Here is a 19,391-nt window from a genome sequence, read left to right as displayed (position 1 = left end):
CTATTACCCCTCAAGATGATATAAGTGACAGTTTTATTATTAATTAGTCGATGTTCAACTATTACTGGGAAAATCAGGTATAAGGAATCAAAATTCTTTTGTTTCACAAACTAAAACTAAAAGGAGACGAAAGTGAGATGTACAGGATTTTATTTATGCCTTTTTTACAAATCCCTTCAGGACATCATCAAGTTGCTGACACTATAAAAAATCAATTACATCAATCATCAAATGATTACAATTGTGAAAAAGTTGAAATTTTATCACATTGCTATGGCAAGGTAGAAACGTTCACTTCCTCCATCTATTTAAAATGTATTTATAAACTTCCAGGAGTCTATAGCAAAATTTATAAAGCTGTAGTAAAAGGAAAGCAAAGCAAAAAACGTTATTACATCTATGAAGTCTTATTTTTGAAAAAAATTAGAGATTTAATTAAACAAATCAAACCAGATGTAATTATTTGTACGCATGCTCTACCATCTTACCTTCTAAACCATTTGAAAAAAGAGAATTTATGGAGTGGACCAGTTATTAATGTTTACACCGATTACTTTATAAATGATTTGTGGGGAGTTGAACATATCAACTATCATTTTGTACCAAGTTTACACATCAAGCAGAAGTTGGTAATGCAAGGAATAAAACCGGATCAAATCTTTGTAACAGGAATCCCCATTGATTCAGTATTCAGAAAGGAAAAGAAAACTTCTAGAAGTAATGATCAATTAAATATTTTGATAAGTGGAGGTAATATGGGTGCTGGTTCTATTCAGCAACTGCTGCAAACTTTAAATCCCTCAGGTTCTATTCAATATAAAGTACTTTGTGGAAAAAACGAAATATTGTTTCAATATATAGAGCGTCTAAACAATCCACAAATTAAGCCACTTCCTTATCTAAGTTCAAAAGAAAAAATGAATCAATTATACGATGAAGCAGATGCGATTATTTCGAAACCTGGGGGTGTAACGATTACCGAATGTCTATCGAAAAGGCTTCCTATCTTTGTGTGTGAAGCGTTACCTGGTCAAGAGGAATTCAATTTAAGCTATTTGAAAAGTCAAGGGTTAATATTTCATTTGGATAATTGGAATTCATCAAGTAACGTAGAGGATAGGATAACCGATATATTAATGAACGGTTTATCGGATTTCAACGAACGGTTAGAGGAATTTGATAAGTATCTTGAAAAAAATGATACATCAAAAATAATAGAAAAAATATTAATGTCATTATAATGTATCCATAGGCTTGAACACTAAAAATAAGATAAACTAGAACTATGAGTAAAAAAGAAGAAGGTATAGTCCAGATGCCAGCTGTTTTTGATAAAAAGTCCACAGAAATAAAAAAGATTAAGGTGTACCCGTCTGTTCTACCCTGGGATTAGCCTATCTTGGCTCTTGTCCGGCTTCCCTCCTTTATTAGTCATGAATATACAATTTATTATATATTTAATCAATGAGATCCATTTCTTGAATTCACTAATGTTATTTTCAACAGTTTAGCTTGGTACTATATTCTAAAAACTCTTCTCGTTGTTCACGTATTTCTTTTTCAACTAAAAATTCTTCGTCTTTCCATACCTTGAAGATTGTTTTAATGATAATCCAAAAGCATCAATAAGATACTGTGATCCATACATAGCTGAAAAAGCGCTAAAACAAGAAATACGTAATTTCTTGGGTGTATGACCAGTAAGTTCTTTTACATATCGATTTATAAATCCTTTGCTAACTGGTTTATCTTTATAAGTATGTGCGATAGTAACGAATAGATAAGTTTTTTTATCAACATTTTTAATTTCCGCCATTCTTCTGCATATCTCTGAAGAATTAATAAATCCTGATCTGTTAAGTATACAGGAGGTCTATCATTGATATAAATACATTTCCTCCCTAAATTAATATGACTGATTTTTATTAAACTAATTTCCCTCGACGATAATTCATGATAAAAACAAAATCCAAGCTAAGACAGGATAATGGTGTGTTATAAAATAGTATTACTAATTACTCTTGCTAAAGCTTTTTGTTCTTCAGTAGTTAATGATTTCATATTCCTTGGATACTCTCTTGCCGGCATATCCATAAGAGGTATATGTGTGATCATTCTTTTCTTCCTAGCCAATTTAAATAAATTTTCTGTAACCTATATCATAGTTTCACGTGAAACTTAACAAAGCTAAAAAATTTTTATGGATATGATCAATTGTGAACTAATACTTATAAATTAAGTAAAATCAACGAATTTGCAGCTTTTAATAACTTAAAGTACAGGTGTGTTTATTATGAAGAATACAGATTCCCCAAAAAATAGGTCTATTCATTCGTCAAAGAAAGTGTTAAAATAGAAAAGCAACTCTAAAAAATTGTCCTAACCTTTACAAAAAACTACAATTTATTTCATTTCTTGATTCCACTATCTACTATAATCGTATGCCACGGTTGTTTAAAAATCGATAAAAAAGGAAAAGTGAATGTTAGAATATTATGCACAGTATATGTATACTATGCGAATTAATAAGGTTTTTTTACAGGATATTAAGCGAAAATTTTATGTAGTTAGAATTTTTGCCCTCTTCTAACATTCTGTTTCCACTGCTTTTAACAACCAATTTAACTTATATCATAACAACGAAACAACAAGAAAGGACGATGCTTATGAGTCTTACCAAGAAAATTTTGATTGCCTTAATATTGGGTGTAGTTGCAGGTGTTGGTTTAACCTTTGTCCCTAATAATGTATTTTCTGCAATTGATACGTATGCATTGAACCCAGTTGGAGAAATATTTTTAAGCTTGATTATGATGATCGTAGTACCAATCGTGTTTGTTTCCATCGTGCTGGGAACCGTTGGGTTAGGAGATCCATCTAAATTGGGGAAAATAGGAATTAAAACAGTTGCATTTTATTTAATTACAACTGCTATCGCTCTTGTTATTGGTCTTGGAATAGGGGTTGTGTTAGAGCCTGGTAAAGCAGGAACATTTGATACCAGCAATGTATCCTATGAAGAAGCAGCAGCTCCACCAATCATGGACACATTAGTTCAAATTATTCCGAAAAACCCAATTGAAGCGATGTCCACAGGAAATATGTTACAAATAATTGCTTTTGCTATATTTATTGGTGTGGCATTAGCAGCGCTTGGCAATAAAACAAGAGGAATTCGTAACTTATTTGAGCAGGCAAATGATATATTAGTATTTCTAGTTAATGGGATCATGAAAACGGCGCCTTATGGAGCGTTTGCACTAATTGCCTCAGCAGTTGGTGAAGCAGGACTAGACGCATTAGGTCAGATGGTTATGTATATGGTAGCGGTCATTTTATCACTTATACTACATGGTTTAATCACGTATGGAATTGCTATTAAAGTATTAGGAAAAGCAAGTCCAATAAATTTTTATAAACAGTTTTTTCCCGCAATGTCGGTAGCTTTTAGTACTTCCAGTTCAAATGCTGCTTTACCGGTTGCAATGAAAATGGCCCAAGAAAGACTTGGTGTTAAAAAGTCTATTAGCAGCTTTGTACAGCCGCTTGGAGCGACGATAAATATGGATGGTACGGCAATTATGCAAGCTGTTGCAACGGTCTTTATTGCTCAAGTTTATGCTGAGCCGTTAGGTTTAAGTCAAATGCTTATGGTAGTTTTAACAGCTACACTTGCCAGTATTGGAACAGCTGGAGTACCTGGTGTGGGATTAATTATGTTGGCGATGGTTCTGAAGCAAGTAGGCTTACCAGTTGATGGAATTGCCTTAATAATTGGTGTTGATAGATTACTAGATATGCTACGTACTTCTTTAAATATTACTGGGGATGCCGTTTGCGCATATATTATTTCAGAAGATGAAAAACGAAAAAGTGATAATCAAGTTGAGCAAACAGCTTAACCTAATAAAAACACGTCTATATTAGGCGTGTTTCATATATGCATATTTGTATTTGTAAAATAAACAAGACTTCTTAACAAGATTAATCTGATCATTTTGTATATTTTTTAAAAAATATTACTTTAAAATTGTCATAAAATATTCTAAACTAAATAATAGTTAAATAAAAAATTTTCACCATTTTAAATTAACTATTTATTAAGCGTTTTCATTTGTGAGATCTAAAAAGGTGTTTTAAATGTAAGGTCTCATTGCAAGTGAAAAAGTCTGGAGGGAACAACCAAAAAGATTGACTCCCATTGTAACCGATATCAATTCTTAATACGAGGTGATTGGATGAAAGTAAAAAAAATACCTGCTAAAGAAGGGAATTTTAATCTCCAAGACTATGAAAAAATGAGAGAAACGTTTTCTTGGGATCAAGTAAATGAAAAGTTTTCGTGGCATGAAACAGGCAACGTAAATATGGCATATGAAGCAATCGATCGGCACGCTGAAAATCCTGATAAAAGTGATCAGATCGCATTATTATATTCTTCTCCTGACCGTGAAGAAAATCTTACATTTAACGATCTTCGCAATGGAAGTAATAAGTTTGCCAATGTACTTCGAAAGTATGGAATTAATAAAGGGGATCGAGTTTTTCTATTTATGCCTAGAAGTCCGGAATTCTATATTTCATTCCTTGGAATTTTAAAGGTTGGTGCAATTGCTGGACCTTTATTTGAAGCATTTATGGAACAAGCGGTTCGAGACCGGCTTCAAGATAGTGCAGCAAAAATGCTGATTACAACTCCAGAACTATTGTATCGTGTACCTCAGAGTGATTTGCCTGATTTAGAAAAAATTATACTTGTTAGTGAACTTGGAGAAACAGAAGACAAATATATTGATTATAAGCAAGAAATGGAAGCGGCGTCGAGTGAAACAAAAATAGAGTGGGTGGATTTGGAAGATGGGATGCTGCTTCATTATACTTCTGGTTCTACTGGAAAGCCAAAAGGTGTTTATCATGTACATCATGCGATGATTCAGCATTATATTACAGGAAAATGGGTGTTGGATTTAAAAGAAGATGATGTATATTGGTGTACAGCTGATCCAGGTTGGGTTACCGGAACGAGTTATGGAATTTTCGCTCCTTGGTTACATGGAGTAACCAATGTTGTTCGTGGAGGCAGATTTACACCAGATGATTGGTATGGAACGATAGAAAAGCATAACGTGACTGTTTGGTATACAGCCCCAACAGCTTTGCGTAAGTTAGCAAGTGTAGGCGAGGCCATGGTAAAACAATACGATCTTTCGTCCTTACGTCATATTCTAAGTGTTGGTGAGCCATTAAATCCAGAAGTATTTATGTGGGGTTTGAACGCATTTAATTTGCGAATTCATGATACATGGTGGATGACAGAAACGGGTGCACAACTAATTGTTAACTTTCCTTCCCTAGAAATACGCTCTGGATCTATGGGTAAACCTATACCGGGTGTTGAGGCAAGTATTGTTGATAATGAAGGAAATGAATTAGAACCCTATCAAATGGGTAATTTAGCGATTAAAAAGGGATGGCCGGCAATGATGCGGACAATCTGGAATAATCCTGGAAAATATGAAAGCTACTTTATTAAAGACTGGTATATTTCCGGTGACAGTGCTTATCAAGATGAAGATGGTTATTTCTGGTTCCAAGGACGTGTAGATGATGTGATTATTACATCAGGTGAACGTGTCGGACCGTTTGAAGTAGAGAGTAAATTAATTGAACATCCGGCTGTGGCTGAAGCTGGCGTTATTGGAAAGCCTCATCCGGAGCGAGGAGAAATAATTAAGGCGTTTATTACCTTAAATGATGGTTATGAGAATTCAGAAGATCTGCGGGAAGAAATCCGGCAATTTGTTAGAACAGGATTAAGTGCTCATGCGGCTCCGCGTGAATTGGAAGTAAGAGATACGATTCCTAAAACACGCAGTGGTAAAATTATGCGACGTTTATTAAAATCATGGGAACTTGGATTACCAACTGGAGATACTTCTACTTTAGAAGCATAATTGAAGGAAAACGAGGCAACCACCAAGCTTTTGCCGCCGGTGTTGTCTCGTTTTTGCTTATATGTTTAGTTGTAAAATTGTATAAGGAACTAAAAGCTGGCTGTTCTAGGATAGAGGTTGGCGTTTTGTTACTGGGTTTTTACAACGTGGACATTTTTTGAAAAGAGATTCCTCTAACTAATGTGTTAAAGATATAGACAAACATAGAGCGCTTGTTTTTTCGTTGTTTATGTAGTATTTATTTGACCCTACTCAAAAATGACTCTGAAGTCTATTTATCCTTTTTTAACACATACTACAAGCATTTATGTTTTCATCTGTCTTCAAATAAGAGAAAATAGGGAAAAAGGAGGATTCGTGCTGCACCAAGAACGAAGGAAATTCCCCAGTCCGTATAACTTAGGATTGGGTGATCCGGCGGCAAATTTAGGTATTGGTTACGTTTATGGACACTTTATTAATCCAGATAAAGGACAGGCATTGTATGTATAATTAAAGTGAGGGATGGGAATGTCAGAGAAATTTTGGGATAACAGCTATTCTGATAAAGCATTCGTTTATGGTAAACAGGCAAATCGATTTGTTCAGGTGATGAGCAATCGATTAAATTCGCGCTCCACGGTTGCCTGTTTTGCAGAAGGAGAAGGAAGAAATGCAGTTTATTTAGCAGAATTAGGACATGATGTTATAGCTTATGATCAGTCTAGCGTAGGGCTTAAGAAAGCTCAGCAGTTGGCTAAGGAAAAAGGCGTATCCGTACAGGTTGAGCAAAAGGACCTTACGAAAGAAATTGTACCTGTGAATAAATATGATGCAGCGGTAATGGTATTTGGACATGTTCCGAGAGAAAAGCAACGATTTTTGATTCATAATATGTTAGCCTCCGTAAAAACAGGTGGTTATCTGATCTTAGAAGTCTATTCAGAGGATCAATTAGCATATCGGACTGGTGGTCCAAAAGAAACGGCAATGCTATATAATCCTATTGATTTATTAACATGGCTTCGTGAACAAAAATGGATTCATTTTTATTATGGCGAAGCAGAGCGTCATGAGGGAATACGTCATTCCGGATTATGTCATGTTATTCAAGTAGTAGTTCAAAAGCAATAAAAACGTAAACTTCAGTCAGTGGAAGTGAAAAACACTTCCACTGATTAGCAGTTATATTAATCTAAGTCACCTGAGATGTCGTCCTATGATGGGTATTTTTAAACCTGTTACTTTGCAAAAAAGTATTTTACGATGCTGTAATATCCTCTAAAGGACCGAATATTTCATAATGAATATCACTATCATCTACCTTTAGTTGTTTGAGAATAAGATGCGTCGTTTTCATAAATTCCTTTGGTCCACAGAAATAAAAGCTGGCATCTGTACTAGGAATAATTGTTTTCAGCCACTCACAGCTAATATGACCGCTTAGATCATATTTATCAATTTCTTCAGGCTTACTATATATCGTATAATTTAAAACCTGTTCATTTTGTTTGCTAATAGTAGCTACTTTATCTTTCATAGCATGGTATTTACTAGATTTTGCCGTATGAATAAAAATAACTTCACGTGTTGGTTGTTCGTTAATAACGGTTTCCAGCATGCTCATCATCGGTGTTAACCCAACACCACCACTAATTAATACAAGAGGTCTTGTATCATCAAGGTCAAGAGTGAAATAACCGGCTGGAGCGCTAATTGGTAAGATACTTCCTTCGGTAATAGAAGAATGCAAAAAGTTTGAAACAATGCCTCCTGGGGAATGATCGGTTTTATCCTCACGCTTTACACTAATCCGATAATAGTCTTTACCTGGAGCTGTAGACAGGCTGTATTGGCGGAGATGAGTATAAGGTTCGCCTGGTATTTCTGCTTTAACGGTTAAATATTGTCCCGGAGTGAAGGTAGGAAAAGGTAATCCATCAATAGGCTGTAAATAAAAAGAAGTAATGACATCGCTCTCTTTTGTTTTTTTCACAACTTTAAAATCACGGAACCCTGCCCAACCGCCTTTTTCTTGTTGAGTTTCATCATACAATTGCTTTTCTACTTGAATAAAAATATTTGCGATGACTCCATAAGCTTTTTCCCATGCAGTTATAACATCGTCACTGGCTACCTCTCCTAAAACGTCTTTCATCGCTAATAATAAATACTTTCCGACAATTGGATATTGATTTGGTCGAACCTGTAGACTTTTATGTTTATGGGCAATTTGATAAACATGGGGTAAGATCGTTTGTAAATTATCTATATTTGCTGCTGCAGCATATACCGTATTTGCTAGCGCTGCAGGTTGATCCCCTCTACGCTGATTTGTTTGGTTAAATATATTCTTTAATTCCGGATGATTGCTTAACATAAGGTGATAAAATCGCTTTGTAATTGCCGTCCCATGTTTTTGCAGAATTGGTACTGTAGCTTTGATCAATTGTTTTGTTTGTTCATCTAAAGCCGTTGATGTTATTTCCATAACGAAAAATTCCTCCCATACAATAAAGATGTATTTTAAATACATCTTTATTGTATAATATTAAAATATTAATAAAACCGGAATTTAAACCTTTTGTGTTACAATATTGTGAAACGAGCGAGAGTGGGGGAAATAAATGAACCTTAAAAAATATACAGATTATGCACTCCGAGTTTTAATTCTTACCGGAATGAAATCGGATAAGGAATTAGCTACAATTAAAGAAATTTCTGCTGTTTATCATATATCTCAAGAGCATTTGCGAAAGGTCGTTCATGAATTGGCTAAGATGGGTTTCATTGAATCCATTAGAGGAAGAAATGGAGGAATTCGGTTAGCCAAACCAGCAGAAGAAATCAATATTGGAAAGCTGATTCGTATACTTGAAGCGGATTTTGAATTACTGGAGTGTTTTGATAAAGGAACTAATCATTGTGTCATCTCTCCTGCTTGTACTTTAAAGCATGTATTAAATAAGGCATTAATTGCTTTTTTTAACGTACTTGATGAATATACATTGAAGGATTTAATTAATAATGAAGAGGAGCTTCGCAAGCTGATGGGGATTTAATGTTTAAGTAAGCTGGCTTTGGGAATATGTAATTATGTATTATTTTTTAAAGGAGTGAATCGACAATGGGTAAAAAAATCGCAACAGTGATTACCGACATGTTTGAAGATGTCGAGTATACGGATCCAGTAAAAGCGTTTAAGGATGCGGGGCATGAAGTTGTCACCATAGAAAAAGAAAAGGGAAAACAAGTAACGGGTAAGAATAAACAAGCTACTGTTACAATCGATTATGGAATTGATGATGTAAACCCAAATGATTTTGATGCACTATTTATCCCAGGCGGATTTTCTCCGGATATCCTACGAGCGGATGATCGATTTGTTACATTTGCTAAGCATTTTATGGATGAAAAGAAACCGGTATTTGCTATTTGTCATGGTCCACAGTTACTAATTACGGCTAAAACGTTAGAAGGAAGAAAAGCAACTGGTTATAAATCCATTCAAGTTGATATGGAGTATGCTGGTGCTCAAGTAGTGGATGAGGAAGTAGTTATTTGTCAAAATCAGTTAGTTACAAGTCGACAACCAGATGATATCCCAGCATTTAATCGTGAAGCGTTAGATGTCTTAAAATAATGACAGTGAGCCCCCTAAGCTAAAAAAGTTAGGGGGTTCTTTATGAAACGTTTTCCAAAAGAACGTGCCATGTTTTAAGTATCAATAGAAAAGAAGCTATCATTCTACTTTGGTAATTGTAAATTGATCTTGTAAAAGAAGCCAATTTTGTGGAAATGCTAAGCCGAGCTTCCAATAAGATATTCCTAATAGGTTTAATTCTTTAATTAAATCAAACTTGGCTTGAATGGATCGTGCATCTTCAAACCAGACCTCATGCCGCGTCCCTTGTGTATCTGTATAAATAAAAAATGGCGCTTGTGCTCCTTGATCAAACTTAATCTCTACATTATTTTCTCTTGCAATTTGAATCGCACGTTGTGGACTTATTGCTTGGGCAGGCTTTCCCTCATCGGCTACATAAGGCAATGTCCAATCATAACCATATAAATTTTGTCCTAATAAAATTTTATTAGCAGGTATTACAGTAAGTGCATAATCAACAACTTTTCGGACTTCATCAATGGGTGACACTGCTAATGGTGGTCCGTAACTATATCCCCACTCGTAAGTCATTAATACAACAAAATCAGCAACTTCTCCGTGAACCGCGTAATCATGTGCTTCATACCATTGCCCGGTCTGTGCGGCACTAGTCTTTGGTGCTAAAGCGGTTGACATTAATAGTCCTGCTTGTGACAGACGCTGTTTAGCTTTTCGTAAAAAAGCATTGTATGCTTCGCGATCATTACTAGGTAAAAATTCGAAATCAAAATGCACATCTTTGTATTTTCCAGAAGTTGCTGTATTAATAATGTTATCTAATAACGTATTTTGCACACTTTGTACGGTAAGAATAATATGCCCTAGCTCTGCACTGAATTGTCCGCCTTCGAGATTTGTTATAACGAGCATTTTAGCTGTCCGATTTCGCTCAGCAATTTCAGCTAAGCCGTCTAAAGGTGGAGGTGTCAAGCTTCCATCTCGTCCAGCACGATAGCTGAAAATTCCAAGGTATGTTAGATATGGAGCTGCTTTAGCAGTTGAATTTTTCAATGTATCCGAAACGGTACTTCCCGTTGGTTCGACATATGCATTGGTCGTAATTGGTCGCTTTGGAGCCGGGGGGATATAAAGCCGAAAGCCAACCGGAATAATATTACCCGGGGGAATCGCGTTAACTCGAGCCAACTCTTGATAAGAGATACCGAACTTTTGAGCAACCGAAAATAAACTATCTCCAGGTTGAGTAAAGTAATATTGACCAATGATAGGGATTACTAAGGCTTGACCGACAACAAGTTTGTCCGGAGCATCAAGCTCATTTGCGTCAGTCAATGCTTGTGTCGTTGTATTATATGTAGTTGCAATTGTATACAGTGAGTCTCCTGGTTTTACTACATATATTTGCAAAAAATCTCCTCCTTTCATAAAATATGCTACTTTCAATTTATGAAAAGAAGAGGGTGGTTATGCTAATTATATTGGTTTAATATCTGCCTTCATCACAGAATGTAATAAATATAAGGCGTAATCATTATTGTCTTTTTCTTCAGAAGCCATACAGTTTTTCGGTATGTGCATATGATAGCCGTACATATAGGCATCTTTCGCTGTAAATAAAATACAAATATCGCCAGCAATTCCAGCCATTATTAGATGATCCCTTCCTAATTCGGATAACAAGGATTGTAAAGGGGTTTGAAAAAAAGCAGAGTGCTGCGGTTTAATTAAAAAATAGTCATGATTACTCGGTTGTATTGATGTGATAATTTCTTTATTTTGGTCATTATAACAATAATCAATAATTTTTTGAAAGTCGGCTTGCCAAATGCCGTAATGGTCATTAACATAAATAATAGGCAACTGATTTTCTATGGCAAAGGTTCTTAGAGAAATGAGATGGGGAAGTATTTCCTTTGTATTAGCTAATAATTTATCCCCACCATTAAAGTTAAAATCATTAATAATATCTACAAATAGAACAGTTGTGCGGTTTAATGATGAATCCAATCCGTTTGCTCCTTTCTTAGCTTAGAATAATACATCGATTTTTTGATGTAAGTAAGTAAAAAGTTTAGGGATGAAGTAGCAAATGGAATGTACAAATATATTGCTAGTAGAGAGTCACCTGTGCCAAACGGAACGTCAGCTGAGTGACTGCTCTAAAGATTAGCTCGTCGAAATAGTCTCGTCTTATACAACCTATTCGTTGTACATTCTTAGTGAACAAGTGTTTAACACCTATCGTTTCTAGTATGATAGTTCCTTAGAATGTATATGCTAGTAACGTACAATGAAGGATATAAAGCTTAGGTTCCGAGGTACTTCGGCTGCAACTGATGCTGTAGCAAGATATATCATCCATCTATCATTTTTTGTTCGATAAACATTAGTATAAACGCTGTTTTGATGTTGAAAGAATTTTTATGTTGTAAATATGAGTGACAGCTTAGTAATAGTTGTGTCAAAGATTTGCTGGCTCTAAATTAGTACAACCTTAAAAAACGATTATATTTACATGGAAAATATAGTTCGTTCTTTTAATAATTATTTCCTAATCTCTATTTTTCAAACTACGAATGAAATGTTGTGATGAAATTGTTTGATGAAAAAATGATGCAGATCGCCATTCAAGAGGCAAAAAAAGCTGCTGAAAAAAATGAAGTTCCCATCGGAGCCAGCATTGTATATAAAAATGAAATCATTGCTAGAGCCTATAATCTTCGGGAGACTTCCCAAAGCACGTTAGCACATGCGGAATTGCTCGTCATCCAACAAGCGAATCAAAAGATTGGCAGCTGGCGCTTAGAGGATTGCACATTATATGTAACATTAGAGCCGTGCCCGATGTGTGCTGGTGCAATTGTTCAGTCACGTATAAAACGGGTCGTCTATGGGGCAAAAGATCCAAAGGCAGGCTGCGCGGGGACACTGCTCAACTTGCTAAATGATGATCGATTTAATCATCAAGCAGAAATAACAGCAGGAATCTTAGAAACAGAATGTGCTAATTTGTTGAAGGATTTTTTTAAAGAGCTTAGACAGCGGAAAAAGCAGGGAAGCTAGAAAGGTTAATAGCGAAAGAAGAGAAAGGATAAGGAATCTCAGGTATGAAAAAAACAGGATTGCAGGATTATTGTTTTTCTTTTCATCGTAAGATCGCTTTTTAGCTACACCCATCTCGATCAAGGATGTTGTCATGAATTTAGACGGACATCAAGTACTAATTTATACCGCATGTAACTGGCAGTAAGATCTGCTCTTTCAGGCCACGAGGTGAAATCTAGGAGGAAAAGCTTGGTGGGATCCAACTGTAAGTCAAATAACCGATTGTTCATTTAACCATCCGTGTGAGCAAAAGAAACCCTCGCTTTATTAAGTAATAGAAGGAAGGTTAACCCCTTCCTTTCATAGCGGAGTTAATTGGCTGCTTAGAGTTTTTCTTCATTTGATATAAATGGAATGCCCATCGTGATAGGTAATAGCCAATTAGTATTCCCGTCATATTTAAAATAACATCATCTATATCTATAGATCTGCTCCCATATCCAATGTAATAGAGGATATATTGAATGGATTCAATCATAATTGGAACAGCTAAACCAATACATAGTAGATTTAAAAATTTTATCTGTTTCCATTTGTAAACAATAAATATCCCGATAGGTAAAGTTAAGATAATATTTCCGAATAAATTACTGGCAATAATATAAAAAGATAAATCATTGCTAAATAGTTCCATTATTGTTTTAAAAGGAACTAGATTAATCGGTAAATAGCCAAAATCAGGAGCTGGCGTTAACCATACAATAAAGGTAAAACCTAATAAATATAGATAAATAGTCAAGTTTCGTATTTCACTACGTAAGTTCAATTTATATTTATACATGAGTAGTAACCGAAATAATGCGTATATGGCGATTCCAGGTAAGAGTATGTATAAAAAAATATCAGTTATCCAAAACATGGTAACCTTCCTTTCTCTTTTACGGTGTGAGGTTGAGACAAAAGTATTTAATCAAAAGATAAATCCGAATCAATTGGCTTTTGAAAACCGCTTCAGAAATATACTCCGCTTTCCGTGGGCGGCTGGCGAGCCTACGGTTGCTTTGCAATCCGGGGTCTCGCCTAGGCCTTCCTCTATTTTCAATTATCGTTCGTCTTTTAAGCAAACCTTTTTGTTATGTCCCAACCTCCTTCTGTTTTTATTGTATAATCTTACCGTTTCCCTTTATTCTATCACCATAATCACCTTTTTTTGTCTTTATTACTTCGACTGTATAGGTTCCTTTTTTTGTTTTACCAAAGTTACGTTTATAGTATAAACCATTAGCTGGGATGTTTGTTGTTGCTTTTGATGATAAGCCTTTATTTAAATATACTTTATAAGAGGACTTACTCTTTTTCTTTTTCCCATTAGCAGTATACGTATCACCTTTTACTTCAGTGCTCGTTGTTTTGGCTTTTAAATTGAACTTAGTTTTCCCCTGAACACGGTGAGCTATATCAAAGGAATAAGACTTTGAATAAGCACTAACTGTTATAGGTGTTAAAATTAGTATAAATAAAGCGGATAAGACTATGAATCTTTTAACGTTCAACTTCATGTGTTTTAAATTTTTATAACAGGCCTGTTGACCATATTATACCAAATAATATATTATTTGGTGAGAATAATCATTTTTTATTGAAATGTTTGATATCTAATACTATTTGCTAGTAAAAATGAGTTGAAATTGGAGGTAGGGCATTTGAACTGTTTATTACGAGCGGAAAGAATTAGTAAGTTTTATAATAGCAATGCTAGTAATGTGGTTAAATCAACCTCTATATCTATTAACAAAGGAGAAATCCATGTCATCGAAGGAAAGAGCGGATCCGGGAAATCAACACTTTTAAGTATGTTAGGCGGTATAGAACCGCCTAGTCAAGGGAGTGTCTTTTATAAAAATAAATCACTATATATATTGCCTGAAACAGAACAAGCGAAAATTAGAGGAAATTCCTTTGGGTTTGTATTTCAAGCGTTTCACTTAATTCCTGAATTTACAGTAAGGGAAAACATAGAATTACCGTTACACTTTTTAAATGTTCAAAATAATGAGCTGCGTACAGAAGAAATTGCTAGAGAGTTAGATATTTATTCTCACTTGGATAAATACCCCAATTATTTATCTGGTGGAGAGCAACAAAGAGTTGCGATAGCAAGGGCAATAATTACATCTCCGGAAATTATCTTTGCTGATGAGCCCACGGGGAATCTTGATCAGAAAACTACCGAGAAGATGATGGATGTTTTAATAAATTTAAGTACAATGAAGGACGTTGCTCTTGTTATTGTTACCCACGAACAAAAGTTAATTCGCATTCCTCATTATCTATATACCATGCATGATGGAGTACTGAAGGAGAATGGGGAACATGTTTAAATTGTCAATTCGTTTGCTGCTATCTCGGAAAAACTGGTTGTTTCTGCTGGTAGTTACAATAGCTGTTTCCGTGGCCACTATTCTATCCATTTATTCAGGAACGGAAGCAATTAAAACCAAATTAGTAGAAAATGCATACAAACAATATGGTTCGCATTCTGGTGTTTTGTTTGGAGTTCATGAAACAAAAAAATCCGTAGCTAAAAAGGTTGATGGAGTAGGACAGTTTCAATTATTAAATACGGTAAAAGCAAACAATGGAAAAACAATCACCGTCGGCTGGATGGATCAAGATGCAATTATGTATGGAAAAATTAAATTACTAAACGGAACCTTTCCAACCAAAAAAAATGAAGTAGCGATAGAACAAAGCTATTTAAAAGCACTGGATATGGATTGGAAAATTGGAGAAAAAAAAGTGTTACAAATTAATCATCGGTCGGAAAAGGTAACACTATCAGGAATCATTCAAGATTATTCGGCAAACTGGACAGTACCAATAAATATGAAACGAGGGATAAATGATTTTCCGAATATATTTGTTTCTAAAGAATATGTAAATAGGGAAACCAATAATTATAACTTTTTATTTGCATTTAACGGAAGTAAAAAAAGAGCGATATCTTCAACAACCAATCTTTTAGATAATTATAATGCTAATAATGGTATCATTAATAGTCGATTATTTGATCTAGGACTTAAAGATTACGATACAATAAGTAACTTATCGTTTATATATATAGTCATTATGCTTATTACTACTTTATTAGCAATATCTGTTTTGTTTTTTTATTTTAATCTCGATCAACAGAAAAAACTTGGTCTTTTTAAAAACTTTGGAGCAAGTCCTAACACCATTAATCTGATTTGCTTCTATCAATGCTTGATTATTTTCAGCTTGGGAATTTTAGTGGCTGTCCCAATTAGCATACCAGCTCACTACTATATTATTAAAACCACATATGCAGAAGGACAATTAAGCTTTACCAATATTTTATTGCTTGTTATTCTGGTTATCATGTATTTGCTCATTGTATTTATAACCATAGTGATTTATTCCTTAATGTCGATTAAAAGAGTACAAACCCATTCTATACATGATGTAATTGAACAACGAAACCAAACAGAAGTAATACAGGTTACATGGATTAAAAAAGTGAACACGTTTAAATATAAACAATTGCTTCGACAACTGTTTACGAATCCAATAAAGTCGCTGTTTATTATGTTAAGTTTATCTAGTTCGATATTAGTAGTTTCATTTTCCATTTTATTACAAAAAGAGACGGCAGGTATCTGGGATACAAAGGACTTCCACTATCTTGTGTCACAAGAAACATATGGCTATGAAAATATTGACAATTTCAAGGTACTAAATAGTAAACCAGTCTATTTTTTTAAGAAAGATGTAGACACTATAGAGCATATGGAAGGAATAGAGCGTGTTGAAAAGATCCCGTTTATGGCAGATGTACATGCTTTAATTAACGATGATTTAGCGAACAGCGAACAACTAAACACATATGATCATCAAGTAATCCTTCCTGATGTGAAATATATTCTTTTAGATAAAGAAGCATTTGAAAAAATATATGGTAAGGGAATGTATGAAAGTTTTGCTAGAAAGGCGATCCTACATATACCAGATTCAGCCAATCTATCTTTGGAAAAATGGCAAGGGGAAACAATACGTTTGATACGAAAATATAAAGAAGCATCTACATTAAAAACCAAACAGTGGGATTATGAAGTATGGAATGTGATAAAAGAACCATTTGCTGATTATGACACGATTACAATTGTACTGGATGAAGAAAAGGCAATAGCGGATCAGTTATTTCCTGGATATGAAGAACTTTCTATATACGAGGATGATGATATAACAGCGGCACAGAAGAAGGAAATTAGAAACTTTATTCATCATATGGTTTCGACTACACCAGGAAGTTTATATCAGGATAATAATTTTATGGTTGAAGATACAAAAATTTCAAATTTAATTGGGATAATAGGGCAAGTAGCTTTTTTAGCTTCTGTTATTTTGGCCGTAATTAGTATTGTTGTCATTGTGTTTAGTAAATATCATGCACAAAGGAAAATCTGGGGGACGTATCTTTCAATTGGTATGAATAAAAAACAAGTTTTGCGATTTTTAAGGTTGGAGATGTATAGTTATCTGACAATTGCTTCGGTGATTAGTTTAGGTGTGTTTCTAATAATTCTGCTGATGATTGATCATATTTATCCCACATATATCTATATCCTGTATTTTATCTTATCCGTTGCAATTATTGGGGTTTTTATTTTAATTGGTGGATTAACAATAAAAAACAAAGTTAATCAACATTCGGCATATTCTTTGTTACGTTCAGACTATTAATTTATGTGAAAGCTGCTTAGTTTAGACGACGGTGAAAGAAAAAAGCGGTAACGGAAGAAAAGAGCCATACTAACCCATTTCCTAAACAAAGTATTTTGTATTTAAAAGATGTGCGATATTTTTTTGTAAATAGTCCGAAATTTTTCCATGATCTTCTATTGCATTTTCTCTTTATTATCGTTATAATGAGTAGTGCCGTGCTAAGCGGGGAGGTAGCGGTGCCCTGTACTCGCAATCCGCTATAGCGAGGCTGAATTCCCATCCGAGGTACGATGACTTTATGGTCTGCCTCAAGGAATTGGTGTTGACGTTTAGGTCCTGCGCAATAGAAACCCACGAACCCTGTCAGGTCCGGGAGGAAGCAGCAGTAAGTGGTTATTTCTGTGTGCCGCAGGATAGCCTAAGCCGAGCCATGAACTTGGGTAACGCATAGGGTCACCATATCGACGATGGGTGCACGGTATACATAAGATGAAACACGCTCTTACCAAATTGGCTAGAGCGTTTTTAATTTGATCATGGAGCTACCATTCGCTTAACCGTATTTTCTCTATGTAGGTCGCCATGGGATAAATTGTCCTGTTTAAAATATAAGTGCGGTTCTGGGAAGTGCGCCTGTGGTAGCCCAGTTTTAAGTGCTTTTTATATTGAATTTACAAGCAAATTACTTGGGTCGAACAATAGGGCGCCTTAAACGGACGCCCTGTACTTTTGATACCCGTCTACAATAAGATCCAGCTTCCCTGTATTGGGATCCATCACAAGACCGTGAACCGGTACGGTAACCGGCATCAGAGGGTGATTACGGATCGTAGAGACACTATGCTTCACACTATCTTCTACTCGATCAAAGCTTTTAAAAAATCGGTTAAAATCGACTCCGGAATATTGTAGGGTATCCAATGTTTCCTGACGAATCCCCCGTTGCTTTATTTTTTCTAATGTTTGTGCTGCTTTAACACTTGCCATTCCACAATCATGGTGGCCAACGACACAGATTTCATCTACTTCTAGCTCATAGACTCCTACTAAAATACTGCGCATAATACTACCAAATGGGTGGGAGACAAGTGCACCAGCTGTTTTAAGAATTTTGGCATCGCCATTGGCTATATTCATTGCCTTTGGCAGAAGCTCGACAAGTCGCGTATCCATACAAGATAGAATAAGTACGTGTTTGTTGGGAAACTTACTGCTTTGGTAGTTTTCATATTTTTTCTTTTCTACAAAATCTTGATTATGCGTTAGAATATCTTCTAAAAGACTCATAAGCAAACTCCTTATCTTAGTTTGATCAGTTTAAGAGGGTGCCTGAAAATTTCAGTAATATGTATCATATTTCTTCGTACTATAGGAAAGTATAAAATTTTAGGGTTTATCCCGCATGTAAGGTGCCGTAAGATTCCCACTTCAAGAGCCTTTAGTTGATACAAAGGGTCAAAGTGGGAGAAAACGGCACCTAAATGCCCGATTGGTTCAACTAACATTTCTTGGGAAAAGCATTTCAAGAAATGAAGTTTCACTTTATAGTATAAGAAAAATTACAGCTTTCGCTAAAGACTTGGCGAGAAGCCAAGTTTTTCTAATATTATCTTTCACATGCCCATCTACTAAATCTCCATCAGATTCATTTTTTATTAAACAAACCTTATAATGTTAATTATAAAAGAAAAATTATAAAATATCAGCAGGTAATGCTGAAAAACTATATAAATGTTATGATTTTTCTTCTTATTAGTTTTTTAACGGTTTAGGGAAAGCTATCCGCTCTACTTGGTAAATATCTTTTTCACACTATAGGAAAGCATTCCTGTAATAAAGCAAAATGAGGATTGAATAAAAAAAGCCCCCTTGGTATGATACGAGGTGTCCTGATCACTGTAATGTGGTGTAAAAAGGACCCTTAAATTAGAACCAAGGAGGACTATTATGCATTATAAACAAAATGAAAAGATTTTACAACTTACCGAGCAAATTTTAATTGTTGGGGTTGATATTGCCAAAGAGAAGCACGTTGCCCGCGC

Annotated in this window: 17 protein-coding genes and 1 other RNA gene; 11 read left to right on the top strand and 7 right to left on the bottom strand. The window is 35.0% G+C overall.

Annotated features, from left to right (window positions below; genetic code table 11):
• Nucleotides 1-137: 137 nt before the first annotated feature.
• Nucleotides 138-1,241, top strand: a complete 1,104-nt coding sequence (locus KQI21_RS04575; RefSeq protein ID WP_216482857.1) for an MGDG synthase family glycosyltransferase — start codon at nucleotides 138-140, stop codon at nucleotides 1,239-1,241.
• Nucleotides 1,242-1,564: 323 nt separating this feature from the next.
• Here the strand turns inward: KQI21_RS04575 and KQI21_RS04570 are convergent, their stop codons facing one another.
• Nucleotides 1,565-1,816: a hypothetical protein gene (locus tag KQI21_RS04570; protein WP_216482856.1), complete on the bottom strand. Its 252-nt coding sequence runs from the start codon at nucleotides 1,814-1,816 to the stop codon at nucleotides 1,565-1,567.
• An 850-nt stretch (nucleotides 1,817-2,666) separates the two neighbouring features.
• Here KQI21_RS04570 and KQI21_RS04565 point away from each other — a divergent pair.
• The 4 genes from KQI21_RS04565 to KQI21_RS04555 all read left to right on the top strand — a co-directional run bounded on the left by KQI21_RS04565 (nucleotide 2,667) and on the right by KQI21_RS04555 (nucleotide 7,067).
• Complete coding sequence (locus KQI21_RS04565; RefSeq protein ID WP_216482855.1) at nucleotides 2,667-3,902, top strand: dicarboxylate/amino acid:cation symporter; 1,236 nt, start codon at nucleotides 2,667-2,669, stop codon at nucleotides 3,900-3,902.
• 336 nt (nucleotides 3,903-4,238) lie between these two features.
• The gene (gene acsA / locus KQI21_RS04560; RefSeq protein ID WP_216482854.1) at nucleotides 4,239-5,954 is read left to right on the top strand and encodes an acetate--CoA ligase; all 1,716 of its coding nucleotides are present in this window, start codon (nucleotides 4,239-4,241) and stop codon (nucleotides 5,952-5,954) included.
• Nucleotides 5,955-6,311: 357 nt separating this feature from the next.
• Entirely contained in the window at nucleotides 6,312-6,446 is a 135-nt protein-coding gene (locus KQI21_RS16360) for a hypothetical protein (protein WP_301281725.1), read from the top strand.
• A gap of 18 nt (nucleotides 6,447-6,464) precedes the next feature.
• Nucleotides 6,465-7,067, top strand: a complete 603-nt coding sequence (locus KQI21_RS04555; RefSeq protein ID WP_216482853.1) for a class I SAM-dependent methyltransferase — start codon at nucleotides 6,465-6,467, stop codon at nucleotides 7,065-7,067.
• A 127-nt stretch (nucleotides 7,068-7,194) separates the two neighbouring features.
• Here the strand turns inward: KQI21_RS04555 and hmpA are convergent, their stop codons facing one another.
• Nucleotides 7,195-8,424 (bottom strand): NO-inducible flavohemoprotein, encoded by a 1,230-nt coding sequence (gene hmpA, locus KQI21_RS04550; RefSeq protein WP_216482852.1) that lies wholly within the window; start codon nucleotides 8,422-8,424, stop codon nucleotides 7,195-7,197.
• Nucleotides 8,425-8,560: 136 nt separating this feature from the next.
• Here hmpA and nsrR point away from each other — a divergent pair, with 136 nt between their 5' ends.
• Both nsrR and KQI21_RS04540 read left to right on the top strand, forming a co-directional pair.
• A complete protein-coding gene (gene nsrR, locus KQI21_RS04545) occupies nucleotides 8,561-8,995 on the top strand; it encodes a nitric oxide-sensing transcriptional repressor NsrR (protein WP_216482851.1) in 435 nt (144 codons plus the stop codon).
• 65 nt (nucleotides 8,996-9,060) lie between these two features.
• The gene (locus KQI21_RS04540) at nucleotides 9,061-9,576 is read left to right on the top strand and encodes a type 1 glutamine amidotransferase domain-containing protein (RefSeq protein ID WP_216482850.1); all 516 of its coding nucleotides are present in this window, start codon (nucleotides 9,061-9,063) and stop codon (nucleotides 9,574-9,576) included.
• A gap of 99 nt (nucleotides 9,577-9,675) precedes the next feature.
• Here the strand turns inward: KQI21_RS04540 and KQI21_RS04535 are convergent, their stop codons facing one another.
• Together KQI21_RS04535 and KQI21_RS04530 are read right to left on the bottom strand one after the other, a co-directional pair.
• A complete protein-coding gene (locus KQI21_RS04535; RefSeq protein ID WP_216482849.1) occupies nucleotides 9,676-10,968 on the bottom strand; it encodes a glycoside hydrolase family 18 protein in 1,293 nt (430 codons plus the stop codon).
• Nucleotides 10,969-11,034: 66 nt separating this feature from the next.
• Complete coding sequence (locus tag KQI21_RS04530; protein WP_216482848.1) at nucleotides 11,035-11,568, bottom strand: cysteine hydrolase family protein; 534 nt, start codon at nucleotides 11,566-11,568, stop codon at nucleotides 11,035-11,037.
• Between the two features lie 582 nt (nucleotides 11,569-12,150).
• Here KQI21_RS04530 and tadA point away from each other — a divergent pair.
• Nucleotides 12,151-12,624: a tRNA adenosine(34) deaminase TadA gene (tadA, locus tag KQI21_RS04525; protein ID WP_216482847.1), complete on the top strand. Its 474-nt coding sequence runs from the start codon at nucleotides 12,151-12,153 to the stop codon at nucleotides 12,622-12,624.
• A 328-nt stretch (nucleotides 12,625-12,952) separates the two neighbouring features.
• Here tadA and KQI21_RS04520 read toward each other — a convergent pair whose 3' ends face one another.
• Nucleotides 12,953-13,525: a VanZ family protein gene (locus tag KQI21_RS04520; protein WP_216482846.1), complete on the bottom strand. Its 573-nt coding sequence runs from the start codon at nucleotides 13,523-13,525 to the stop codon at nucleotides 12,953-12,955.
• A gap of 238 nt (nucleotides 13,526-13,763) precedes the next feature.
• Nucleotides 13,764-14,165, bottom strand: a complete 402-nt coding sequence (locus KQI21_RS04515) for a hypothetical protein (RefSeq protein WP_216482845.1) — start codon at nucleotides 14,163-14,165, stop codon at nucleotides 13,764-13,766.
• Between the two features lie 144 nt (nucleotides 14,166-14,309).
• Here KQI21_RS04515 and KQI21_RS04510 point away from each other — a divergent pair, with 144 nt between their 5' ends.
• From KQI21_RS04510 to ffs, 3 genes are all read left to right on the top strand, one after another.
• Nucleotides 14,310-14,987: an ABC transporter ATP-binding protein gene (locus KQI21_RS04510; RefSeq protein WP_216482844.1), complete on the top strand. Its 678-nt coding sequence runs from the start codon at nucleotides 14,310-14,312 to the stop codon at nucleotides 14,985-14,987.
• Nucleotides 14,980-17,367, top strand: coding sequence for an FtsX-like permease family protein (locus KQI21_RS04505; RefSeq protein WP_216482843.1), 2,388 nt, complete (start codon nucleotides 14,980-14,982; stop codon nucleotides 17,365-17,367). The genes KQI21_RS04510 and KQI21_RS04505 overlap by 8 nt, the downstream gene beginning before the upstream one ends.
• 195 nt (nucleotides 17,368-17,562) lie before the next feature.
• Nucleotides 17,563-17,828, top strand: an RNA gene (gene ffs, locus KQI21_RS04500) — signal recognition particle sRNA large type.
• Nucleotides 17,829-18,057: 229 nt separating this feature from the next.
• Here the strand turns inward: ffs and KQI21_RS04495 are convergent.
• Complete coding sequence (locus KQI21_RS04495) at nucleotides 18,058-18,636, bottom strand: beta-class carbonic anhydrase (RefSeq protein ID WP_216482842.1); 579 nt, start codon at nucleotides 18,634-18,636, stop codon at nucleotides 18,058-18,060.
• Nucleotides 18,637-19,391 lie beyond the last annotated feature (755 nt).

Origin of the sequence: Virgibacillus proomii (assembly GCF_018916875.1) — a bacterium.
GTDB lineage: Bacteria > Bacillota > Bacilli > Bacillales > Amphibacillaceae > Virgibacillus > Virgibacillus proomii_B.
This window is presented reverse-complemented; position numbering and strand designations above follow the sequence as displayed.

What these genes read in the sequence shown, in the direction of transcription:
- nsrR (WP_216482851.1), top strand. Translation starts at nt 8,561, where the DNA reads ATGAACCTTAAAAAATATACAGATTATGCACTCCGAGTTTTAATTCTT.
- KQI21_RS04565 (WP_216482855.1), top strand. Translation starts at nt 2,667, where the DNA reads ATGAGTCTTACCAAGAAAATTTTGATTGCCTTAATATTGGGTGTAGTT.
- KQI21_RS04505 (WP_216482843.1), top strand. Translation starts at nt 14,980, where the DNA reads ATGTTTAAATTGTCAATTCGTTTGCTGCTATCTCGGAAAAACTGGTTG.
- tadA (WP_216482847.1), top strand. Translation starts at nt 12,151, where the DNA reads ATGAAATTGTTTGATGAAAAAATGATGCAGATCGCCATTCAAGAGGCA.
- KQI21_RS04540 (WP_216482850.1), top strand. Translation starts at nt 9,061, where the DNA reads ATGGGTAAAAAAATCGCAACAGTGATTACCGACATGTTTGAAGATGTC.
- KQI21_RS04515 (WP_216482845.1), bottom strand. Translation starts at nt 14,165, where the DNA reads ATGAAGTTGAACGTTAAAAGATTCATAGTCTTATCCGCTTTATTTATA.
- KQI21_RS04495 (WP_216482842.1), bottom strand. Translation starts at nt 18,636, where the DNA reads ATGAGTCTTTTAGAAGATATTCTAACGCATAATCAAGATTTTGTAGAA.
- KQI21_RS04520 (WP_216482846.1), bottom strand. Translation starts at nt 13,525, where the DNA reads ATGTTTTGGATAACTGATATTTTTTTATACATACTCTTACCTGGAATC.
- acsA (WP_216482854.1), top strand. Translation starts at nt 4,239, where the DNA reads ATGAAAGTAAAAAAAATACCTGCTAAAGAAGGGAATTTTAATCTCCAA.
- hmpA (WP_216482852.1), bottom strand. Translation starts at nt 8,424, where the DNA reads ATGGAAATAACATCAACGGCTTTAGATGAACAAACAAAACAATTGATC.
- KQI21_RS04570 (WP_216482856.1), bottom strand. Translation starts at nt 1,816, where the DNA reads ATGGCGGAAATTAAAAATGTTGATAAAAAAACTTATCTATTCGTTACT.
- KQI21_RS04575 (WP_216482857.1), top strand. Translation starts at nt 138, where the DNA reads ATGTACAGGATTTTATTTATGCCTTTTTTACAAATCCCTTCAGGACAT.
- KQI21_RS04555 (WP_216482853.1), top strand. Translation starts at nt 6,465, where the DNA reads ATGTCAGAGAAATTTTGGGATAACAGCTATTCTGATAAAGCATTCGTT.